Source organism: Providencia sp. PROV188 (genome assembly GCF_027595165.1).
Taxonomy (GTDB): domain Bacteria; phylum Pseudomonadota; class Gammaproteobacteria; order Enterobacterales; family Enterobacteriaceae; genus Providencia; species Providencia lanzhouensis.
In genome coordinates this window covers 1,236,575-1,256,346 of record NZ_CP097291.1, presented here as the reverse complement: position 1 = coordinate 1,256,346, position 19,772 = coordinate 1,236,575, and the positions used below count along the sequence as shown (strand labels likewise).

General features: G+C 41.1%; 16 protein-coding genes. 12 read left to right on the top strand and 4 right to left on the bottom strand.

The genetic code is table 11. The features are described 5' to 3' along the window. Positions 1 to 13: 13 nt before the first annotated feature. The 6 genes from M5X66_RS05590 (at position 14) to M5X66_RS05565 (ending at position 6,214) form a co-directional block, all read left to right on the top strand. Entirely contained in the window at positions 14 to 1,342 is a 1,329-nt protein-coding gene (locus M5X66_RS05590; protein WP_230083340.1) for an HlyD family type I secretion periplasmic adaptor subunit, read from the top strand. Positions 1,343 to 1,345: 3 nt separating this feature from the next. Then, the gene (locus M5X66_RS05585; protein WP_270103924.1) at positions 1,346 to 3,436 is read left to right on the top strand and encodes a type I secretion system permease/ATPase; all 2,091 of its coding nucleotides are present in this window, start codon (positions 1,346 to 1,348) and stop codon (positions 3,434 to 3,436) included. Positions 3,437 to 3,609: 173 nt separating this feature from the next. Then, entirely contained in the window at positions 3,610 to 3,903 is a 294-nt protein-coding gene (gene ybfE, locus M5X66_RS05580) for a LexA regulated protein (RefSeq protein WP_036951793.1), read from the top strand. A gap of 154 nt (positions 3,904 to 4,057) precedes the next feature. Beyond that, positions 4,058 to 4,585 (top strand): flavodoxin FldA, encoded by a 528-nt coding sequence (gene fldA, locus M5X66_RS05575; protein WP_036951795.1) that lies wholly within the window; start codon positions 4,058 to 4,060, stop codon positions 4,583 to 4,585. 229 nt (positions 4,586 to 4,814) lie between these two features. Next, complete coding sequence (gene fur, locus M5X66_RS05570; protein ID WP_036951797.1) at positions 4,815 to 5,261, top strand: ferric iron uptake transcriptional regulator; 447 nt, start codon at positions 4,815 to 4,817, stop codon at positions 5,259 to 5,261. A gap of 431 nt (positions 5,262 to 5,692) precedes the next feature. After that, positions 5,693 to 6,214, top strand: coding sequence for a bactofilin family protein (locus M5X66_RS05565; protein WP_230082503.1), 522 nt, complete (start codon positions 5,693 to 5,695; stop codon positions 6,212 to 6,214). A gap of 176 nt (positions 6,215 to 6,390) precedes the next feature. Here M5X66_RS05565 and ansB read toward each other — a convergent pair whose 3' ends face one another. Then, positions 6,391 to 7,434: an L-asparaginase 2 gene (gene ansB, locus M5X66_RS05560; RefSeq protein WP_036951803.1), complete on the bottom strand. Its 1,044-nt coding sequence runs from the start codon at positions 7,432 to 7,434 to the stop codon at positions 6,391 to 6,393. 215 nt (positions 7,435 to 7,649) lie between these two features. On the opposite strand from ansB, the gene ycaO reads away from it, so the two are divergent. The 6 genes from ycaO (at position 7,650) to M5X66_RS05530 (ending at position 16,221) form a co-directional block, all read left to right on the top strand. Continuing rightward, positions 7,650 to 9,404, top strand: a complete 1,755-nt coding sequence (ycaO, locus tag M5X66_RS05555; protein ID WP_108478917.1) for a 30S ribosomal protein S12 methylthiotransferase accessory factor YcaO — start codon at positions 7,650 to 7,652, stop codon at positions 9,402 to 9,404. A gap of 373 nt (positions 9,405 to 9,777) precedes the next feature. Continuing rightward, positions 9,778 to 10,635 (top strand): formate transporter FocA, encoded by an 858-nt coding sequence (gene focA / locus M5X66_RS05550; RefSeq protein ID WP_036951809.1) that lies wholly within the window; start codon positions 9,778 to 9,780, stop codon positions 10,633 to 10,635. A gap of 88 nt (positions 10,636 to 10,723) precedes the next feature. Further along, positions 10,724 to 13,006 carry a formate C-acetyltransferase gene (gene pflB, locus M5X66_RS05545; RefSeq protein WP_036951811.1) on the top strand — a complete coding sequence of 761 codons (2,283 nt, stop codon included), beginning with the start codon at positions 10,724 to 10,726 and terminating at the stop codon, positions 13,004 to 13,006. A 112-nt stretch (positions 13,007 to 13,118) separates the two neighbouring features. Continuing rightward, positions 13,119 to 13,913, top strand: coding sequence for a pyruvate formate lyase 1-activating protein (gene pflA, locus M5X66_RS05540; RefSeq protein WP_036951813.1), 795 nt, complete (start codon positions 13,119 to 13,121; stop codon positions 13,911 to 13,913). A 222-nt stretch (positions 13,914 to 14,135) separates the two neighbouring features. Beyond that, entirely contained in the window at positions 14,136 to 14,987 is an 852-nt protein-coding gene (locus M5X66_RS05535) for a BPSS1780 family membrane protein (protein WP_036951815.1), read from the top strand. A 259-nt stretch (positions 14,988 to 15,246) separates the two neighbouring features. Next, positions 15,247 to 16,221: an Rpn family recombination-promoting nuclease/putative transposase gene (locus M5X66_RS05530; RefSeq protein WP_270103923.1), complete on the top strand. Its 975-nt coding sequence runs from the start codon at positions 15,247 to 15,249 to the stop codon at positions 16,219 to 16,221. Between the two features lie 79 nt (positions 16,222 to 16,300). On the opposite strand, the gene serS is transcribed toward M5X66_RS05530, so the two are convergent. From serS to lolA, 3 genes are all read right to left on the bottom strand, one after another. After that, a complete protein-coding gene (serS, locus tag M5X66_RS05525) occupies positions 16,301 to 17,593 on the bottom strand; it encodes a serine--tRNA ligase (protein WP_132494457.1) in 1,293 nt (430 codons plus the stop codon). Between the two features lie 105 nt (positions 17,594 to 17,698). Next, a complete protein-coding gene (locus M5X66_RS05520; protein ID WP_036951822.1) occupies positions 17,699 to 19,042 on the bottom strand; it encodes a replication-associated recombination protein A in 1,344 nt (447 codons plus the stop codon). 24 nt (positions 19,043 to 19,066) lie between these two features. Beyond that, entirely contained in the window at positions 19,067 to 19,687 is a 621-nt protein-coding gene (gene lolA, locus M5X66_RS05515) for an outer membrane lipoprotein chaperone LolA (protein WP_036951825.1), read from the bottom strand. Between the last annotated feature and the right edge of the window lie 85 nt (positions 19,688 to 19,772).

The following is a 19,772-nucleotide window of genomic DNA, read 5'->3' as shown; positions in this document are numbered from 1 at the left end:
ACGGATGTTAACCATGAAAAAAAAACCAGCGCTCTCTCGCTATAACAGTTTTCTACCTGCACATTTAGCTATTCTAAAAACACCGCCTTCTTATTTGGCATTTACCATAGCCATCAGTATTAGTGTTGGTATTTTTATCGCTATTGCTTGGTCTTATTTTGGCAAATTAGATGTTCAAGCGACTACTCAAGGAAAACTCATCGTTTCGGGTCGCACCCAAACCATTCAAGCTTTTGAATTAAGCCGCTTACAGCAAATTCACGTTGAAGATGGGCAACAGGTAAAGCAAGGGGATCCACTGCTCAGCGTTAAAGTATTAGGCGTAGACCAAGATATCCTTAGTCAGCACTACCAAAAAAACTTTCACGCCAGTGAAGAAATGATCCACCATGCCCTACTCAACCAGCAATCCATTGAAATTTCTGCTTATTACAGCCAGTTATCAGCTGCTGAGCAAACTCAAGCACAACTCAGCTATCAAACCATTAAAAAAGAGTATGAAACCTTACTCAACGAAATAACCAATGAAATTCAGCTTAATCGCGTTAACTTTCAAGCAAGAGAACGAGAGTTAAAAGACATCAATATCTTAATGAATAATATTAAAAAACGGCTCGATGCGCATACCGCCCTGAGTCAAAAACAGTTAATCAGTCAAAAAGAATTTTTAGAACAGGAGCGCGAATTACTGCTCGCAAGAAAAGAAAAAACCACCAAACAATCCGAACTCTCTATATTAAATAGCCAACATCATGCTTTGCTCGAAAAGCAAGATAGGATTAATGCGCAAAAACACCAAGAATGGCATGAGAAATATCAGCAAGCTAAATTCAAATTTGTTTCTCTTGAACAGGAATTGATTAAAAACCAAGAGAGAAATCAGCTTGAAGTTATTCGTGCTCCAGTAGATGGGACCGTGCAACAAATTGCGGTTTATACCCTTGGAGCTGTATTACAACCAGCACAGCAATTGATGGTTATTGTGCCCAATAATCATGTGCAATTAGCTGAAGTCAAAATACTGAATAAAGATATCGGCTTTATTCAAGAAGGTTTAAAAGCGGATGTCAAAATTGACGCCTTCCCTTATACCCGCTATGGGACTATCGAAGGCGAGGTATTGTCCATTTCCCGCGATAGCACGCAAGATGACAATCTAGGTCTCGTCTATTTAGCGCAAATTGGTTTAAGCAGCAAACAGCTATTGGTGGAAGGCGAGCAAATTGAAATGACTCCAGGCTTGTCTATTGTCGCTGAAATAAAAACAGATAAACGACGATTAATTGACTACCTATTAAGCCCAATTAACGAATATACCGCCACAGCCATGAGAGAGAAGTAATCGATGGAACAGCAAAATAACAATGGCTTGGAAGCCTTAATATGGATTGCTAATCATTTTCAAAAAAATGTCACTCAAGAACAATTAATGCATGCCATTGGTATGCAGAATGACTCCCCCACAGATTTTGAAATTAGACAATGTGCACAGATTATTGGTTATGAAACAGAGCTCATTTCTCTCACTCGACAACAGATGCAGGATATTCCATTACCTGCTTTGGTGTTGATTAATCAACGCTGGCATATTATCACCCAAAATTCACCACTCACCGTGATTTCTCCCAAAGGAGACGGTGAGGAATCATGGGATAAATCCACCGAATACAATTACTCCGTCATTTTAATTAAAGAGCAGTTGGAGAAAGAACAAAAAAGAGCGTTTGGCATCAGTTGGTTTATTCCATCTATTATTCGCCAACGTTTTAAACTCAAAAATGTCTTTATTCTTGCCGCAATTGTGCAATTTTTTGCGCTGGTAAGCCCTCTACTATTTCAAAACTTAATCGATAAAGTGCTTGTCGGGCGCAGCTTGCCTAATTTACATGTTATTGCCTTAGGAATATTAGCCATTGCTATTGCAGAACCTGTTTACAGCTTTATTCGTAATAAAGTTTTTAGCCATACAAGTACACAAATTAGTGCTGAACTTTCGGGAAAAATTTATCGTCATTTAATGGCACTGCCGCTTAATTACTTTAAATTAAGATCCACAGGTAAAATCATTGCACGTGTCCGTGAATTAGCCCATATACGCCAATTTTTGACTGGCTCAACACTGATGCTGTTTATTGATTTTATCTTTGTCATCCTTTTTATCGCTGTCTTATTTTCGTATAGCAGCCTGATGACATGGACACTAGTAGGCTCTATGGGGGTCTTTTTTGTTTTGTGGATGATATTAGGTCCAATCATTCGTCAGCAGACGGAAAAATCCTACCAAGCCGATGAAAACGGGCTTACATTTTTAACTGAATCAATAACTGGTATCGAAACCGTAAAAACAACAGCAACTGAAAAATACTTTTTCCAACGTTGGCAAAAATTACTCAGTCAGCAATTGAGTCAAGGTTTCAAAGTTTCCATGCGTAGTGTGGTGGCAACACAGTTAATGACGTTAGTTAGTAAAGTGACTACCGCTATTCTACTCTGGCTTGGCGTTAATGAGGTTTTGGCTGGAAATATCACGCCAGGAGAACTTGTCGCTTTCAATATGTTAAGTGCTCACGTTACTCAGCCTATTCTACGCTTTGCTCAAATTTGGCAAGACTTCCAACATACCATTATTTCTCTGCGTCGCGTTGGTGATATTCTTGATAAACCTATTGAAAATGAACGACAAGGCATTGCCAGCTCAAGCACCATTCAAGGGGAAATTGAGTTTCAAAATATCCGCTTTCGCTATCAACCTGAAACCCCTGAAGTGCTAAGTAACCTGACGTTATCCATCAAAGCCGGGGAATTTATTGGTATCACAGGGCCATCTGGTTCAGGAAAAAGCACCCTCACCAAATTGTTACAGCGGCTATATATTCCTCAACATGGGCAAGTTATTGTGGATGGAATGGATTTAGCGGTGACAGATACTGTCGCGTTACGCTGCCGAATGAGTGTCGTCCTTCAAGAAAGCACCCTTTTTGTAGGAACAATTGCAGAAAATATCCGATTAAGTTACCCACAAGCGAGCGAAGAGCAATTAGTCCATGCTGCAAAATTGGCTGGAGCCTATGAGTTTATTATGTCTCTGCCTGAAAACTTTAATTATCATTTATCTGAAAAAGGGTTAAATCTCTCTGGCGGTCAACGTCAGCGTATTGCTCTTGCTCGAGCCTTAATTACTGAACCTGATATTTTAATTCTCGATGAAGCCACCTCTGCGCTGGATTACGAATCAGAATCTGCCATCATGAAAAATATGCCGTTAATCACGCAAGGCAGAACTGTGATTAGCATTGCGCATCGTCTCAATACTATTATGAACGCCGATAAAATTTACGTGATACGAGATGGTGAAGTCGCCGAAGCGGAAACTCATCAGAACCTTCTAAAACTGAATGGCCTTTATGCCAATTTATGGCAACAACAGACGCGTTAACCTGAAGAAAAAAGCATCACTTACTCTTTGGGTGATGCTTTTTTCTTAAAAGTGCTTTTTTTTTAATCTATTAGATGAATTAGCGGGGTATGCACCTATGGTACTAGGGGTTCAGCTAGGGTATCATTGCCCGCTGAATTACTGGCACACCCCTTCCGTTAGCAATAGTAGATATGGCAAAAGAACAAACTGACCGCACCACACTGGATTTGTTCGCAGAAGAACGCAGGCCTGGGCGACCAAAAACTAGCCCGTTGTCGCGAGATGAACAATTACGAATCAATAAGCGAAATCAGCTAAAACGAGACAAAGTCAAAGGGCTACGTCGAGTTGAGCTGAAATTAAATGAAGACGCTGTCGCGGTCTTAAACCAATTAGCTGAAGAGAAAAACATAAGCCGAAGTGAGCTAATTGAAGAAATTTTGATGGCTCAACTTGAGCAGGTTAGTGAGACAATTGATCGCTAGCCGTATCTGGGTAAATCACACAAATTTGACAGACTAACACTGTTTTTTTCGCCAAAATAAGGCGCGAAATTTTACCTATTTTCGTTCTATTTTTAGTTCTAGCAGAATCGGTAATTTATACTCTCTACTAGAAAAACAAGAGGTTAATCACTTTATGGCAGTTATAGGCATTTTCTTCGGAAGTGACACAGGTAACACAGAAAATATTGCCAAAATGATCCAAGAAAGATTAGGCAAAGATGTTGCAGAAGTTCACGATATTGCTAAATGCAGCAAAGAAGATATCGAAGCGTTTGATATCCTACTTCTTGGCATCCCTACGTGGTACTACGGTGAAGCTCAGTGTGATTGGGATGATTTCTTCCCAACATTAGAAGAAATTGATTTTGACGGTAAGCTTGTCGCACTGTTTGGTTGTGGAGACCAAGAAGACTACGCAGAGTATTTCTGTGATGCGATGGGAACTATCCGTGACATCATTGAGCCGCGTGGTGCAGTGATCGTCGGTCATTGGCCAACTGAAGGCTACCACTTTGAAGTTTCTAAAGGTATGGCGGACGATAACCACTTTATCGGTCTTGCTATCGATGAAGATCGTCAACCAGAACTGACTGAAGAGCGTGTTGACGCTTGGGTTAAACAAATCTCTGAAGAGATGTCTCTGGCTGAAATCCTTGGCTAATAATGACATAGATTGTCAATTAAAAGCGGGAACCATTCGATATGATGGATTAATCTTCCTATCTAATGGACTCGCTTTTAAGAACGAATCAAAATAATGAGACAATGCATGGTTTCTATTTTTATTTTCCATGCCTATAATTGTAAATCAGTTTAGAAGACAACTGGATTTTTGTTAAAAACGTCTCATTATTGTTAAATTTATGATTTAAAATACAGGACAAGCCCGCATGACAGACAATAATAAAGCATTGAAAAATGCAGGACTCAAAGTCACTCTTCCAAGATTAAAGATTTTGGAAGTACTTCAGGAGCCTGAGTGCCATCACGTCAGTGCGGAAGATCTCTACAAAAAGCTGATTGATATTGGTGAAGAAATCGGGTTAGCCACTGTTTACCGCGTATTAAACCAATTTGATGATGCTGGTATTGTGACTCGTCACAATTTCGAAGGTGGAAAATCCGTATTTGAATTAACTCAGCAACACCACCATGACCACTTGATCTGTTTAGATTGTGGTAAGGTTATCGAATTCACTGACGAATCAATCGAAAAGCGTCAGCATGACATCGCTGCTCGTCACGGTATCAAACTCTCTAACCACAGTTTATATTTGTACGGTCACTGTGCTGAAGGCGATTGTCGTGAAAATAGTGCTGCGCACGAAGCTAAATAATGACTTAATCAGGCGCGAATAACTAAAAGCGCGCTTTATTTAATGAATCATTTAATGTTAATTATACCCACTTAATGTTTATTAGTGGGTATTTTTATTTGAACATACTTAACATTTCCCTATTTCTGCTCTTTAGCTGAAAATTAGCGACTATTTTTTAAAAATACATAGTTTCATTTCTTCAGATAAAACCAAAATCATCCTCTATTCTTTAATTTGTTATGTGCTATTTTAATTTATACTAATTATCAAATTTGTGTGTAAGAGATTAAGGAATGAAGAAAACATATCTGTTTTTGAACATAAGTTTTTTCTTCTGGTTTCTTACTTTGATAGCGTGGTTTTTTAGATATACCATCGTGGCATCCGTTGCCTTTATATCTTCGATCATTTGTTTAGTTTTATACTTCAATTACAAAAAGGTTAGTCGCATGTTCAATAAAAAACAAAGCAAACCAGAACCCACTCCCACTATCAATAAAGAAGAAATCATGCAGCAAATTGCTGAGGAAAAAATGCAAGTATCGTCACCAATGATCAGCGAAGAAAAAACCAATACTATCATCGCCAAAGATGTTGTATTTGAAGGTAATATTACCTCCAATGAACAGGTTCATATCTATGGCACAGTCATTGGCAACATTGCTGGTAAAAATAATACCGTTAAAATCATGCAAAATGGTCAAGTTACCGGCAATATCACCAGCAATGAGTTGTGGGTAAACGGTAAAGTGGAAGGGGAATGTATTTCAGAAACCATTAGTATTGATACTAATGGTGAAATCTACGGCACGATTCGCTATTCAAATTTATCCATCAAAAAAGGCGGAATTTTTTCTGGTTTAGCAGAAGTCAAATCTGCGGTTAAATCAGAAGGTAATGTTGCCGTATTTAAAGAAAAATCCAAACAAGGAAAACCAGAAGCTCAAACACCTGACGTGGGTTCTTTATAATTAAATTTGTTAAATAGATGATATAGAATTGCTCGATAATAACTGATTTACCTTATTTATAGGTATTTATTGTCGAGTTATTTTGATTATACAAATTAACTCATCCCCAAAAGAACACGGCTTATACGTAATAAAAATAGAATAAAGGCGACATCTCTGCCGCCTATTATTAAATATTAATATTGTTCAAACATCTCTTGGATTTTTTTCGGATCTTTCGTTTGTGTTAATGCTAATTGCAGTAACACACGAGATTTTTGTGGATTCAATCTTTCAGATGCCACAAATCCATATTCGTTATCATTCACTTCTGCATTTCGCGTTGTATAGCCTGTCGGTACCCGACTAGAACGCACCACGACAACATCCTCTTTCGCTGCATTAGCTAATGCATCAAAAATAGTTTTATACATATTCCCGTTACCAACACCGGCACTCACTATACCTTTAACACCTTCTTCTCGCAGTGCTTTTACTGGTGCTGAAGATGCATTCGCATAGTTATAGACAATGCCCACTTCCGGTAATTTATCTAATTTGCTCACATCAAAAACAGGTTTATCCCCACGCGGCTGAGGCGCTTGATAATAGGTAACCTTACCATCATGAATATAGCCTTCTGCCCCCGCATTCACAGCATCAAAGGCTTGAACTTCTGTTGTGCTCATTTTCATAACATTGCGACCTTGGATCACTTTGTCATTCATCGCCATCAACACGCCACGCTCTCCCGCTGATTTATCAGATGCTAATACGACGGCATTGTATAAGTTCAATGGGCCGTCAGCGCCCAAAGCCGTGGAAGGACGCATTGCCCCCACCATCACAATCGGCTTTTTACAGGCCGTGGTTAAATCAAGGAAAAAGGCCGTTTCCTCCATGGTGTCAGTACCATGGGTAATCACAAAACCATCGGTTTTATTGCAATCTTGATTAATTTTTTTTGCGAGAGTTAACCAAACTTGATCATTCATATCTTGAGAACCGATATTCACCAGCTGCTCACCACTCAGGTTAGCAATTTTTTTAGTCTCCGGTACCGCATTAAGTAAAGAGTCAATTCCTACTTTCCCAGCTTGGTAGCTTGAACCTGTTGCTGATTCTCCACCACCCGCAATGGTTCCGCCCGTTGCCAGCACCATAATATTCGGTTGTGCAAATGCTGATGCGGCAAACAGTGAAACCAGTGTGGCTAACAGCGCTTTATTTCGGTTTTTCATCCTATTTTCCTTTAACTAAAATTAACGAGCATAATATTAAAAATAAACTCACGTTATTATGTGGATTTAATCTGAGAGTTTTGTGATCGACTTTGTCATTTTAGTAAATTTTAATTTTTCGCTATTTTTCTGTCTTGAATAAAAAGCGTGAGCACTAGGCAAAAAGTCCGTATCATAGCGGCTATCTGAAACAAGCCATTTACAAGTGACTGACAATGAGCCAAACATTTATTCCCGGCAAAGATGCCGCACTCGAAGACTCCATTGATGCATTCCAAACCAAACTGAAAAATTTAGGATTCGATATCGAAGAAGCCTCTTGGCTGAATCCGGTTCCAAATGTTTGGTCCGTTCATATTCGTGACAAAGAGTGCCCGCTGTGCTTTACCAACGGTAAAGGCGCAAGTAAAAAAGCGGCTTTAGCCTCTGCTCTCGGTGAATATTTTGAGCGTTTATCCACCAACTATTTCTTCGCAGATTTCTATTTAGGTAAATCCATCGCTGAGGGGGATTTCGTTCATTATCCTAATGAGAAATGGTTCCCGTTAACTGAAGATGATAGTCTGCCAGCAGGTTTGCTGGATGAGCGCTTGGTTGCTTTCTATGATCCTGACAATGCACTCGCAGGAAGCCAGCTGATTGACCTGCAATCAGGTAATGAAGAACGCGGTATTTGCGCCCTGCCATTCACACGCCAATCTGACAACAGCACCGTCTATATTCCAATGAATATCGTCGGCAACTTGTATGTGTCTAATGGAATGTCAGCCGGAAACACAGCAAACGAGGCTCGTGTACAAGGGTTATCCGAAGTGTTTGAGCGCTTTGTTAAAAATAAAATTATTGCCGAAAGCATTAGTTTACCAACGATCCCTACCGATGTGATGGCTCGCTACCCTGGTGTCGTTGCAGCGATTGAAACGTTGGAAAACGAAGGCTTCCCTATCTTCTGTTACGACGCCTCTTTGGGTGGCCAATTTCCAGTCATCTGTGTGGTGCTGTTTAACCCACAGAACGGGACTTGCTTTGCCTCTTTCGGCGCGCACCCTGATTTTGGTGTTGCCTTAGAGCGTACAGTCACAGAATTGCTGCAAGGTCGTGGACTGAAAGATTTGGACGTGTTTAACGCCCCAACCTTTGATGATGAAGAAGTCGGTGAGCACACAAACTTAGAAACCCACTTTATCGATTCTAGCGGTTTAATTAGCTGGGATATGTTTAAAGACGATGCGGATTATCCATTTGCAGATTGGAGCTTTAAAGGCACCACGACAGAAGAATTTGCAACGTTAATGGCAATCTTCAACAAACTTGACGCAGAAGTGTATATCGCAGATTACAGCCATTTAGGTGTGTATGCCTGCCGTATCTTGGTGCCAGGTATGTCAGATATCTATCCTGTAGAAGATTTGCATATTGCCAACAATGCAATGGGTGCTTACCTTCGCGACACCATTATGTCCCTCCCTGATAGTCAGTGGGAAAAAGAAGATTATCTTGCTCTCATTGAACAGTTAGATGATGACGGATTAGATGACTTTACCCGTGTGCGCGAACTATTAGGTTTGGCTGTTGGTAAAGATAATGGCTGGAGCAATCTACGTATTGGCGAATTGAAATCAATGTTAGCCTTAGCGGGTGGAGACCTTGAACAAGCATTGGCTTGGGTTGAATGGACACAAGACTTCAATAGTTCCGTATTCACGCCAGAACGCGCTAACTACTACCGCTGCTTACATACTCTGCTGCTACTTTCCCAAGAAGAAGAAAGAGAGCCAGCTCAATACTATCAAGCTTTTGTCCGTATGTATGGTCAAGAGGCGGTAGATGCGGCGTCAGCAGCAATTGCGGGTGAATCAAGCTTCTACGGATTATGGTCAATTGATGAAGAGCTCAAAGCATTACCTGCTCATCAAGGGCTTTTAGCAGCTTACGAAAAGCTACAAAAAGCGAAGCGTGCTAATGCTTAATTAGAAAACCTCCCACCAAATCCATAGGCTTGGTGGGGGTTTAAGATGATTTGAGATAAAAGCCTCTGGGCTTTTATCTTTACTTAAGCAATATTTAATTTCAATCACATAATAATTATCGAAATTCATTAACAATCATCTGTAACATTTTACTTATCGAGAGCGTTTTGAGCTGTTTTATAAAATTTTTTTATAAAATTTAAAAAATATTTTTCATTTTAAAATCAAATAATTAGATGAAATTTTGACGTTTTTTATACTGTTTCCACCCCGTTCTCTCAACACTTCATGATCCACATCAAATTTATCGTCACACCCGTTTGTTACTATAATTGCGTGCTATAATTAATCAACTTTGTAAGAGAGTGTTAGTATGAAAGCTGACAACCCTTTTAATTTATTATCTCCTGCTGTCATGGCGCAAGTTGCTGATGATGCAGGTGTTTATAAAACGAACAAACACCCAGCTATTACCTACTTGTCAGCATTCACTGCTGGTATCTTTATCTCTATCGCTTTCGTTTTCTATATCACTGCAACGACAGGTGCAGCAAGTGCTCCTTACGGTTTTACTAAACTGATTGGCGGTATCTGCTTCTCCCTTGGACTAATGTTAGTTGTTGTATGCGGTGCTGACTTATTTACATCCACTGTTCTTACCATCGTATCTAAAGCAACAGGCAAAATTACTTGGGGAAAAATGTTCCTCAATTGGTTCAACGTTTATATTGGCAACTTAATTGGCGCACTGTTTTTTGTCGCTATTATTTGGTTTGCAGGCCAATATGCTGCGGCGAATGGGCAATGGGGGTTAAACGTTCTTCAAACGGCTAACTACAAGTTGCACCATACTTTTGTTGAAGCTGTCTTTTTAGGTATTTTAGCTAACTTAATGGTTTGCTTAGCAGTTTGGATGAGCTATGCCGGTCGTAGCCTAACTGACAAGCTGGTAGTATTAGTTCTGCCAATCGCAATGTTTGTTGCTAGTGGCTTTGAACATAGCATTGCAAATATGTTTATGATCCCTCTAGCTATCATGATTAAAGAATTCGCCCCTGTTGAATTTTGGTCAAATATCAACATGGCACCAGAACAATTTTCTAACTTAACAGTTGGAAACTTTATTACCGAAAACTTAATACCAGTAACTATCGGAAATATTATTGGCGGCGCAGTGTTAGTCGGCCTAATTTACTGGTTAATGCATCTACGTAATAGCGAAAAACATTAATCGAAATTGGTTAATATACTCGGTATTACAAGTACACAAAGATTTATTAAGATCCCTCAAAGATCCATTGTTAAAAGGTAAAAGTATCATGTCCGAATTAAATGAAAAATTCGCTTTAGCATGGCAAGGTTTTAGCCAAGGTGACTGGCAGAATAACGTCAACGTCCGTGACTTTATTCAGAAAAACTATACTCCGTATGAAGGTGATGAATCTTTCTTAGCAGGCTCTACTCCAGCGACTGATAAGCTGTGGGAAAAAGTCATGGAAGGGATCAAAATCGAAAACCGCACTCACGCGCCAGTTGATTTTGATACAGACGTTGCATCAACAATCACTTCCCATGATGCAGGTTACATTAGCAAAGACTTAGAAACTATCGTTGGTTTACAAACTGACGCACCTCTGAAACGTGGTCTTATCCCGTTCGGTGGTATCAAAATGGTTGAAGGTTCATGTAAAGCTTACGATCGTACTTTAGATCCTAGCCTGAAAAAAATCTTCACAGAATACCGTAAAACCCATAACCAAGGTGTTTTCGATGTTTATACTCCAGACATCTTAAAATGCCGTAAATCCGGTATCTTAACCGGTTTACCAGATGCTTATGGTCGTGGTCGTATCATCGGTGACTACCGTCGCGTTGCGCTGTACGGTATTGATTTCCTGATGAAAGACAAGTTCAACCAATTCACCTCTCTGCAAGAAAGATTAGAGAAAGGTGAAGACCTGCAAATGACTATCCAACTGCGCGAAGAAATTGCTGAACAGCACCGTGCACTGGGTCAAATCAAAGAGATGGCTGCTAAATATGGCTACGACATCTCCGGTCCTGCAACTAACGCACAAGAAGCTGTTCAATGGACTTACTTCGGTTACTTAGCCGCTGTTAAATCTCAAAACGGTGCAGCGATGTCATTTGGTCGTGTATCTACGTTCTTAGACGTGTACATCCAACGTGACTTAGAAGCAGGTAAAATCACAGAAGAACAAGCGCAAGAACTGATTGACCATTTAGTCATGAAACTGCGTATGGTTCGTTTCTTACGTACTCCTGAATACGATGAGCTGTTCTCTGGTGACCCAATCTGGGCAACAGAATCACTGGCTGGTATGGGTCTTGATGGCCGTACTATGGTGACTAAAAACACTTTCCGTTTCCTGAACACACTGTATACCATGGGCCCATCTCCAGAGCCTAACATGACTATCCTGTGGTCAGAAAAACTGCCAATGAACTTCAAAAAGTTCGCAGCAAAAGTGTCTATCGATACTTCATCTGTACAGTATGAAAACGATGACTTAATGCGTCCTGACTTCAACAATGATGACTACGCAATCGCATGTTGCGTGAGCCCAATGATTGTTGGTAAACAAATGCAGTTCTTCGGTGCTCGTGCAAACTTAGCGAAAACTATGCTGTACACCATCAACGGTGGTGTGGACGAAAAACTGAAAATGCAAGTCGGTCCTAAACATGCTCCAATCATGGACGAAGTTCTTGATTTCGATACCGTGATGGACAAAATGGACCACTTTATGGATTGGTTAGCAACTCAGTACGTCACTGCGCTGAACTGCATCCACTTCATGCACGATAAATACAGCTATGAAGCAGCACTGATGGCACTTCATGACCGTGATGTTTACCGTACAATGGCATGTGGTATCGCAGGTCTATCTGTTGCAGCTGACTCACTGTCTGCTATCAAATACGCAAAAGTTAAACCAATTCGTGACGAAGATGGTATTGCTATCGACTTCGAAATCGAAGGTGAATACCCACAATTTGGTAACAACGACCCACGTGTTGATGATATCGCTTGTGACTTAGTAGAACGTTTCATGAAGAAAATCCAGAAACTGCCTACTTACCGTAACGCGGTTCCAACTCAGTCAGTTCTGACCATCACTTCTAACGTTGTGTATGGTAAGAAAACAGGTAACACCCCTGATGGTCGTCGTGCTGGCGCTCCATTCGGACCAGGCGCTAACCCAATGCACGGCCGTGACCAAAAAGGTGCGGTTGCATCACTGACTTCAGTGGCTAAACTGCCGTTTGCTTACGCGAAAGATGGTATTTCTTATACCTTCTCTATCGTTCCAAATGCATTAGGTAAAGACGACGAAGTGCGTAAAACTAACTTAGCGGGTCTGATGGATGGTTACTTCCACCATGAATCCTCTATCGAGGGTGGTCAGCACTTAAACGTGAACGTTATGAACCGCGAAATGCTGTTAGACGCAATGGAAAACCCAGAGAAATATCCGCAGCTGACTATCCGTGTATCAGGATATGCAGTGCGCTTTAACTCTCTGACTAAAGAACAGCAGCAAGACGTTATTACTCGTACTTTCACCAGTACTCTGTAAGACTTTGCTAAGATTCTATAACGTAAAATAAATAAAAGGCCCCTCCCATTGGGGCCTTTCTATCTTAGTCAAAGATAACAAATTATAATTCTACATTCTGTGAGTTCCTGCTATGTCAACAACGCAAAAGACTATTCCAACGACTGAAATTTCGACCACCTCGCCACCTGCGACGTTTGGGCGAATTCACTCCTTCGAATCCTGTGGTACCGTCGACGGACCAGGGATCCGCTTTATTGTCTTCTTTCAAGGCTGCCTAATGCGCTGCCTGTATTGCCATAATCGTGATACATGGGATACCCATACCGGTAACATGGTCACTGTTGATGAATTAATGAAAGAAGCCGTCACTTATCGCCATTTTATGAACGCTACAGGTGGTGGTGTAACCGCATCTGGTGGTGAAGCTATTTTACAGGCTGATTTTGTCCGTGATTGGTTCCGCGCTTGTAAAAAAGAAAACATCCATACCTGTTTAGACACTAATGGATTTGTTCGTCGTTATGACCCCGTCATTGATGAGCTGATGGAAGTCACTGATCTTGTCATGCTTGACTTAAAACAGCTTAATGATGAGATCCACCAAAAACTCGTGGGTGTTTCCAATCATCGCACCTTAGAATTTGCTCGCTACCTCGCTAAGCGCAATCAAAAAACCTGGATCCGCTATGTCGTTGTCCCAGGCTGGAGTGACGATGACCACTCAGTCCATATGCTCGGTGAATTTGTCAAAGATATGGATAATATCGAGAAAATTGAACTGCTCCCTTACCATGAGCTGGGTAAACACAAATGGGAAACCATGGGTGAAGAATACAAACTTGATGGCGTGAGACCACCGTCAAAAGAAGTGATGGAAAGAGTAAAAAGCATCCTCGAAAGCTACGGCAAAAAAGTCATGTACTAATTAAAATGAGGCTTCCTTCGGGGAGCCTCATTATTATCCCTTCTTCTACACCATCCTACCCGCTTTCATAATCCTGCCTACTCTCACGCAACCAGATTACTCTGCTTTGATAATGTTGAGTTTTTAGGCATAATCCCCAAGTTAAATTTAATTTATAAATCAATAGCAGCATAACACTATAATAAACATTGCTGATTCATCACTACGAATAGGTCATTTACCATGAACAATGAACACGATCATGTCGATAACAACATATCACCTGTAACGCCAGCACCTGAAACACCATCACCTCAAGAGCCCGTTGATAGTTTTGTATTTACGCCTGAGCCTCGCGCCGTTCAAGCAGGAGAAGGCGTTGAATGGATTAGCCAAGCGTGGGCACTGGTCAAAGAAAAATTAGGTATGTGGATCCTGATTAACGTTGTCTTTTTCCTGATTATCTTTGCTATGGCTTTTCTACCCATTGTCAGCATGTTTGTGAGTTTTGTTACTCCCGTTTTCGTCGGGGGGATCATTGCAATTTGTGAAAACCAACGCAAAACTGGCGAAGCGGATATTGGCTTGCTTTTCTCTGGGTTCCAAAAGAAATTTGGTGAGCTATTTGCTATTGGTGCCATAAACTTTGCAGCCAATATGGTCGGAATGTTAATTGCTTTTCTGATTGCTGGCTCGGCCATTTTTAGCTTAGTAATGCAAGCTGACCAATACGATGGTATTTCGGATGCAGCCTTGTTTGCATCAACTGGAACATTTGTATTTGCGGGCATTATCATGGCATTAGCTAGCTTATTTGGCACTGCACTAACGTGGTTTGCTCCCGCTCTTATCATGAATCATGATTTCAAAATTGGCACATCTATCTCCGCCAGCTTACAGGCAGTGAAGAAAAACCTATTACCCGGCTTCTTATTCTTCCTGATTGCCATGGTGCTAATGTTTGTCTCCATTATCCCATTCGGCTTAGGATTATTTATCTCAATGCCAATTATGTACGCAACTTACTACAGCACGTACCGCAGTATCTTTTTTACCGATACTAAACAGTCACAGACCAGTTCATTGATTGTGTAATTAAAGCGGACGAGACTCACTAATTTCTTTGGAAGTTTTGTACTGAGCTCATCAGCATTGACTAAAATTATCTCCTGACACCTCAGGGTTGAATTACGACGATGAGGTGTTTTTTAATTACTAAAATCAGTAAATAAAACCATTTATAACAAAAAGTTAATCAGTCAAGCCATTATCTAGAATTAGGACTAACTTTTTTCCACTCCTTAAAAAATATTGGTTAGTATCTCGTCGTCAACCGCTCGGGATAAGGATCGATATGTCTATTCACTTAGTTTCTAAACCGCATGATTCTGCATTCAAAGGCTTTATGACTAAGCTTGGTAATGCAAGGGATTTCTTCGAGGCCCATTTACCAAGTCGTATTACACAATACTGTAATTTCGATACTTTAATACTAACGAGTGCTTCATTTATAGATAAAACGCTGCGTTCTCGCTTATCTGATTTGCTCTATAGAGTCGAAACAAAACAAGGTTCGGGTTACTTCTATCTATTAGTTGAGCACCAATCGACTCCAGATAAATTAATGGGCTGGCGCTTAATGCATTACGCGTTCTCCGCAATGAATCAACATCTACAACACGGTCATCATGCTTTACCCCTTATCGTCCCTATTCAGTTTTATCATGGTGATCCGTCGCCTTACTCTTATTCACGCTCATGGACAGACTGCTTTCAGTGGTCAGATTTAGCCCATGACCTTTATTGTAATCCCCTACCACTGATTGACGTAAATGCTGTCAGCGATGATGAAATTCTTACCCACCGGAAGGTGGCTGCAATGGAGTTAGCTTTCAAGTATTCAACCCGACAGGGTGACATTGTTCTGCTATCTAAACGCTTAGCACATGTGATTAAAGAAAATGAAAATCATCGAGATGATGTGATTTTAATTATTAACTATCTATTTAGTGTGATGGATTCCACTGATTACACCCAAATAGTACAGGCTTTAATCAATCAAACTGAAAAATATGAGGAAACTATTATGAATATTGCACAGAGACTCAGGGATGAAGGAATGCAAAAAGGTATAGAACAAGGCATAGAGCAAGGCATAGAGCAAGGTATAGAGCAAGGTATAGAGCAGGCGAGAAAAGAAGAAATAGTTAATACTCGTCAACGCATGAGGTCACTGGTCATAACGAGTTTAAGCCTGGGACTCAGTATTGATGTTATTAGCCAAATTTCGGGATTGTCCCATTCAGAAATTCAAGTGTTGAGCTTGTAACTTAACCACTTATTTTTACAATAAAAAAGGCTGAACCCAGTCTAAAACCAAGCTCAGCCTTCAACATCAAATATATCAATTAGCCGATATATTCTAAGCCTTTCATATATGGACGTAAGACTGCTGGCACTTCAATACGTCCATCCGCTTGCTGATAGTTTTCTAATACAGCAACCAGAGTACGACCAACCGCTAAACCAGAACCATTCAATGTATGAACCAGTTGGGTTTTCTTGTCGCTCTTACCACGGAAACGCGCTTGCATACGGCGAGCTTGGAAGTCCCACATATTTGAGCAAGAAGAAATCTCACGGTATGTATTTTGCGCTGGCAGCCAAACTTCTAAATCATAAGTTTTGCGTGAACCAAAGCCAATATCCCCAGTACATAGCAGCACTTTACGGTATGGCAGTTCCAGTAATTGCAGAACTTTTTCCGCGTGACCGGTTAACTCTTCCAGTGCCGCCATTGATTTCTCAGGATGCACGATTTGCACTAATTCAACTTTATCAAATTGGTGCATACGGATAAGGCCACGAGTATCACGGCCATAAGAGCCCGCTTCTGAGCGGAAACATGGTGTATGAGCCGTCATTTTCAAAGGAAGTGAATCTTCATCTAAAATTTCATCACGCACCAAGTTAGTTACTGGCACTTCCGCAGTTGGGATCAGTGCATAAGTGCTGCTATCCGCTTCTTCTTCCAACGGTTTAGTGTGGAATAAATCTTCACCAAATTTCGGCAGCTGACCAGTACCATACAGCGTGTCATGGTTAACTAAATAAGGAACATACAGCTCTTGATAACCATGTTGTTCAGTATGTAAATCCAGCATAAATTGCGCTAATGCACGGTGCATACGCGCAATTTGACCTTTCATCACAACAAAACGAGCACCTGTCAATTTCACTGCCGCTGGAAAATCTAAACCACCAGCCAGTTCACCTAAGCTCACATGATCTTTGACTTCAAAATCATATTGGCGAGGTTGCCCCCAACGAGTGATTTCTAAGTTTTCTGAGTCATCTTTACCGTCAGGCACTTCATCATCAGGAATATTCGGGATACTTAATGCAATATCACGGATTTCTTGTTGCAGCTTATCTAACTCTGCTTTAGCAGCATCCAATTTTTCGCCTAATTGGTTCACTTCCAGACGCAATGGCTCAATGTCTTCACCACGCGCTTTCGCTGCACCAATAGTTTTCGATCGCGAGTTACGGTCTGCTTGCAGGGTTTCAGTTTCAACTTGTAAAACTTTGCGGCGTTCTTCTAATTCACGCAGCTTTTCCACATCAAGGGTAAAACCCCTGCGAGCCAGTTTTGTAGCAACCGCGTCTAGCTCCGTACGCAGTAAATTTGGATCGAGCATGCTTATCCTGTGATTTTGTTAGTCAATTGTGAGAGCGAATATAACGCGCTCCGGCGTTATATTTAGAATATTTTATTGCTTTATAACCTTACCGCATTGACCCGATTAGCGATAGCGTTTTGTTGTGCTAATTTGATCTTGTTGGGCTAACCAGTCGAGTTTTTCAGCAATTTTGCCTTCTAGCCCGCGTGCCGTTGGGTAATAGTATTGCGTCGCTTTCATCGGTTCAGGGAAATAATTTTCACCCGCCGCGTAAGCATTAGGCTCGTCGTGAGCATAACGATACTCTTTACCGACACCTAACTCTTTCATTAATTTGGTAGGGGCATTTCTTAAATGTTCAGGAACATCATAATCTGGCTGCATTTGAGCATCTTTAATTGCGGCTTTATACGCGGTGTAAACGGCATTACTTTTCGGTGCGCATGCAAGATAAACAATGGCTTGAGCGATAGCTCGCTCCCCTTCCGCCGGGCCTACACGAGTAAAACAATCCCATGCTGAAATCGCCACTTGCATGGCTCGAGGATCGGCATTCCCGACATCTTCAGAGGCAATCGCCAATAAACGACGAGCGACATACAGAGGATCACCGCCCGCAGTAATAATCCGAGCATACCAATAAAGTGCAGCATCGGGAGCTGAACCACGAACTGATTTATGCAACGCAGAAATCAAATCATAGTAACGGTCACCCTTATTATCGAAACGCGCTGCGCGTTCACCACTCACTTCTTTGAGCAACTCGGCAGTTAACACTCGTTGACCTTGGTTATCTGCCTCCGCCATATCCGACATCATTTCCAGCAGATTCAATGAGCGCCTTGCATCCCCATTAACCAAGTCAGCGATCATTTTTCGGGTACTATCTGGAAGAACGATATTTTGTCCACCTAAACCCCGGGTGCTATCGCCCAATGCCTGTAACAGCACTTCTTCAATTTCACTACTTTCTAAGGATTTTAATAGATAGACTCTTGCGCGAGAAAGTAGTGCCGAGTTGAGTTCGAATGATGGGTTTTCGGTAGTCGCACCAATAAAAGTGATGGTACCGTCTTCAATATGAGGTAAAAAAGCATCTTGCTGGCTTTTATTAAAGCGGTGAACTTCATCCACAAACAAAATGGTTCTTCGCCCCGCACTGCGATTTTGGCGCGCTTTTTCGATAGATTCACGGATCTCTTTGATCCCTGAAGTTACCGCAGAAATGCGCTCGATATCCGCTTGTGCATAGTGACCAATAATTTCAGCCAAAGTAGTTTTCCCCGTTCCCGGAGGTCCCCACAAGATCATTGAGTGTAAATGACCCGCCTTAATCGCACGTGGTAATGGTTTACCTTCGGCAAGTAAATGTGTTTGACCAATATATTGCTCAAGCGTTTCTGGCCGCATACGCGCAGCCAGAGGTTGGAATTCATTTTGTGAAAAATCGAGAGATAAGTTACCCACGAGACCCTCTTTACTCCCTAGATATTAGTGAGCGCGAGAACGCTGGTCATCCAATGTGACCCCTTTTGGTACTGTAAATTTGAATTTACTTGGGTCAACTGGGCCATTTTTTTGCTGTTTTAATTGATAGGCGCTGGTTTGTCCGTCTTGTTCAACCGCAGCAAATTTCTCAATCGTCCCTTGTGGGTTAACCGTAATAGAGAAACTTTTTAATGTCCCGTTAGATTGTTTTGGTTTCAGATCAAACGTATTGCCCTGTTGGACAATAGAATACTGTTTCCAATCCTGCGGATTGTTGCGAGTTAATAGCAGGAATGGCGTATCTTGGGTAGCATCAGCTAAGTTTGTCACCGTCACTTGCTCAACAAATGGGTTGTAAAACCACAGGTTTTTACCGTCTGATACCAGAACACTTTCATCCGGCGAAGTCATATTCCAGTTAAATAAGTTAGGGCGTTCAATCCACAAGTCACCGACACCCTCTTGGATAAGATCACCTTCTGGGCTAGTTACTTTCTGAGAAAAGCTCGCTTGGAAGCTATTCACTTTACTCAGTCGATCTTGAAGGTCTTGACTCGCATCTGCCAATACTTGACCTACGTTTAAACTCAGGGCTAATGCACCTAACAACATCATTTTTTTCATCGAGAAAAGACCTTAAAATTAATACCACAAGGGGCGTATGTCTTTATACACCCCTTGAATTAAACCAGCAATTAGCACATGAAAT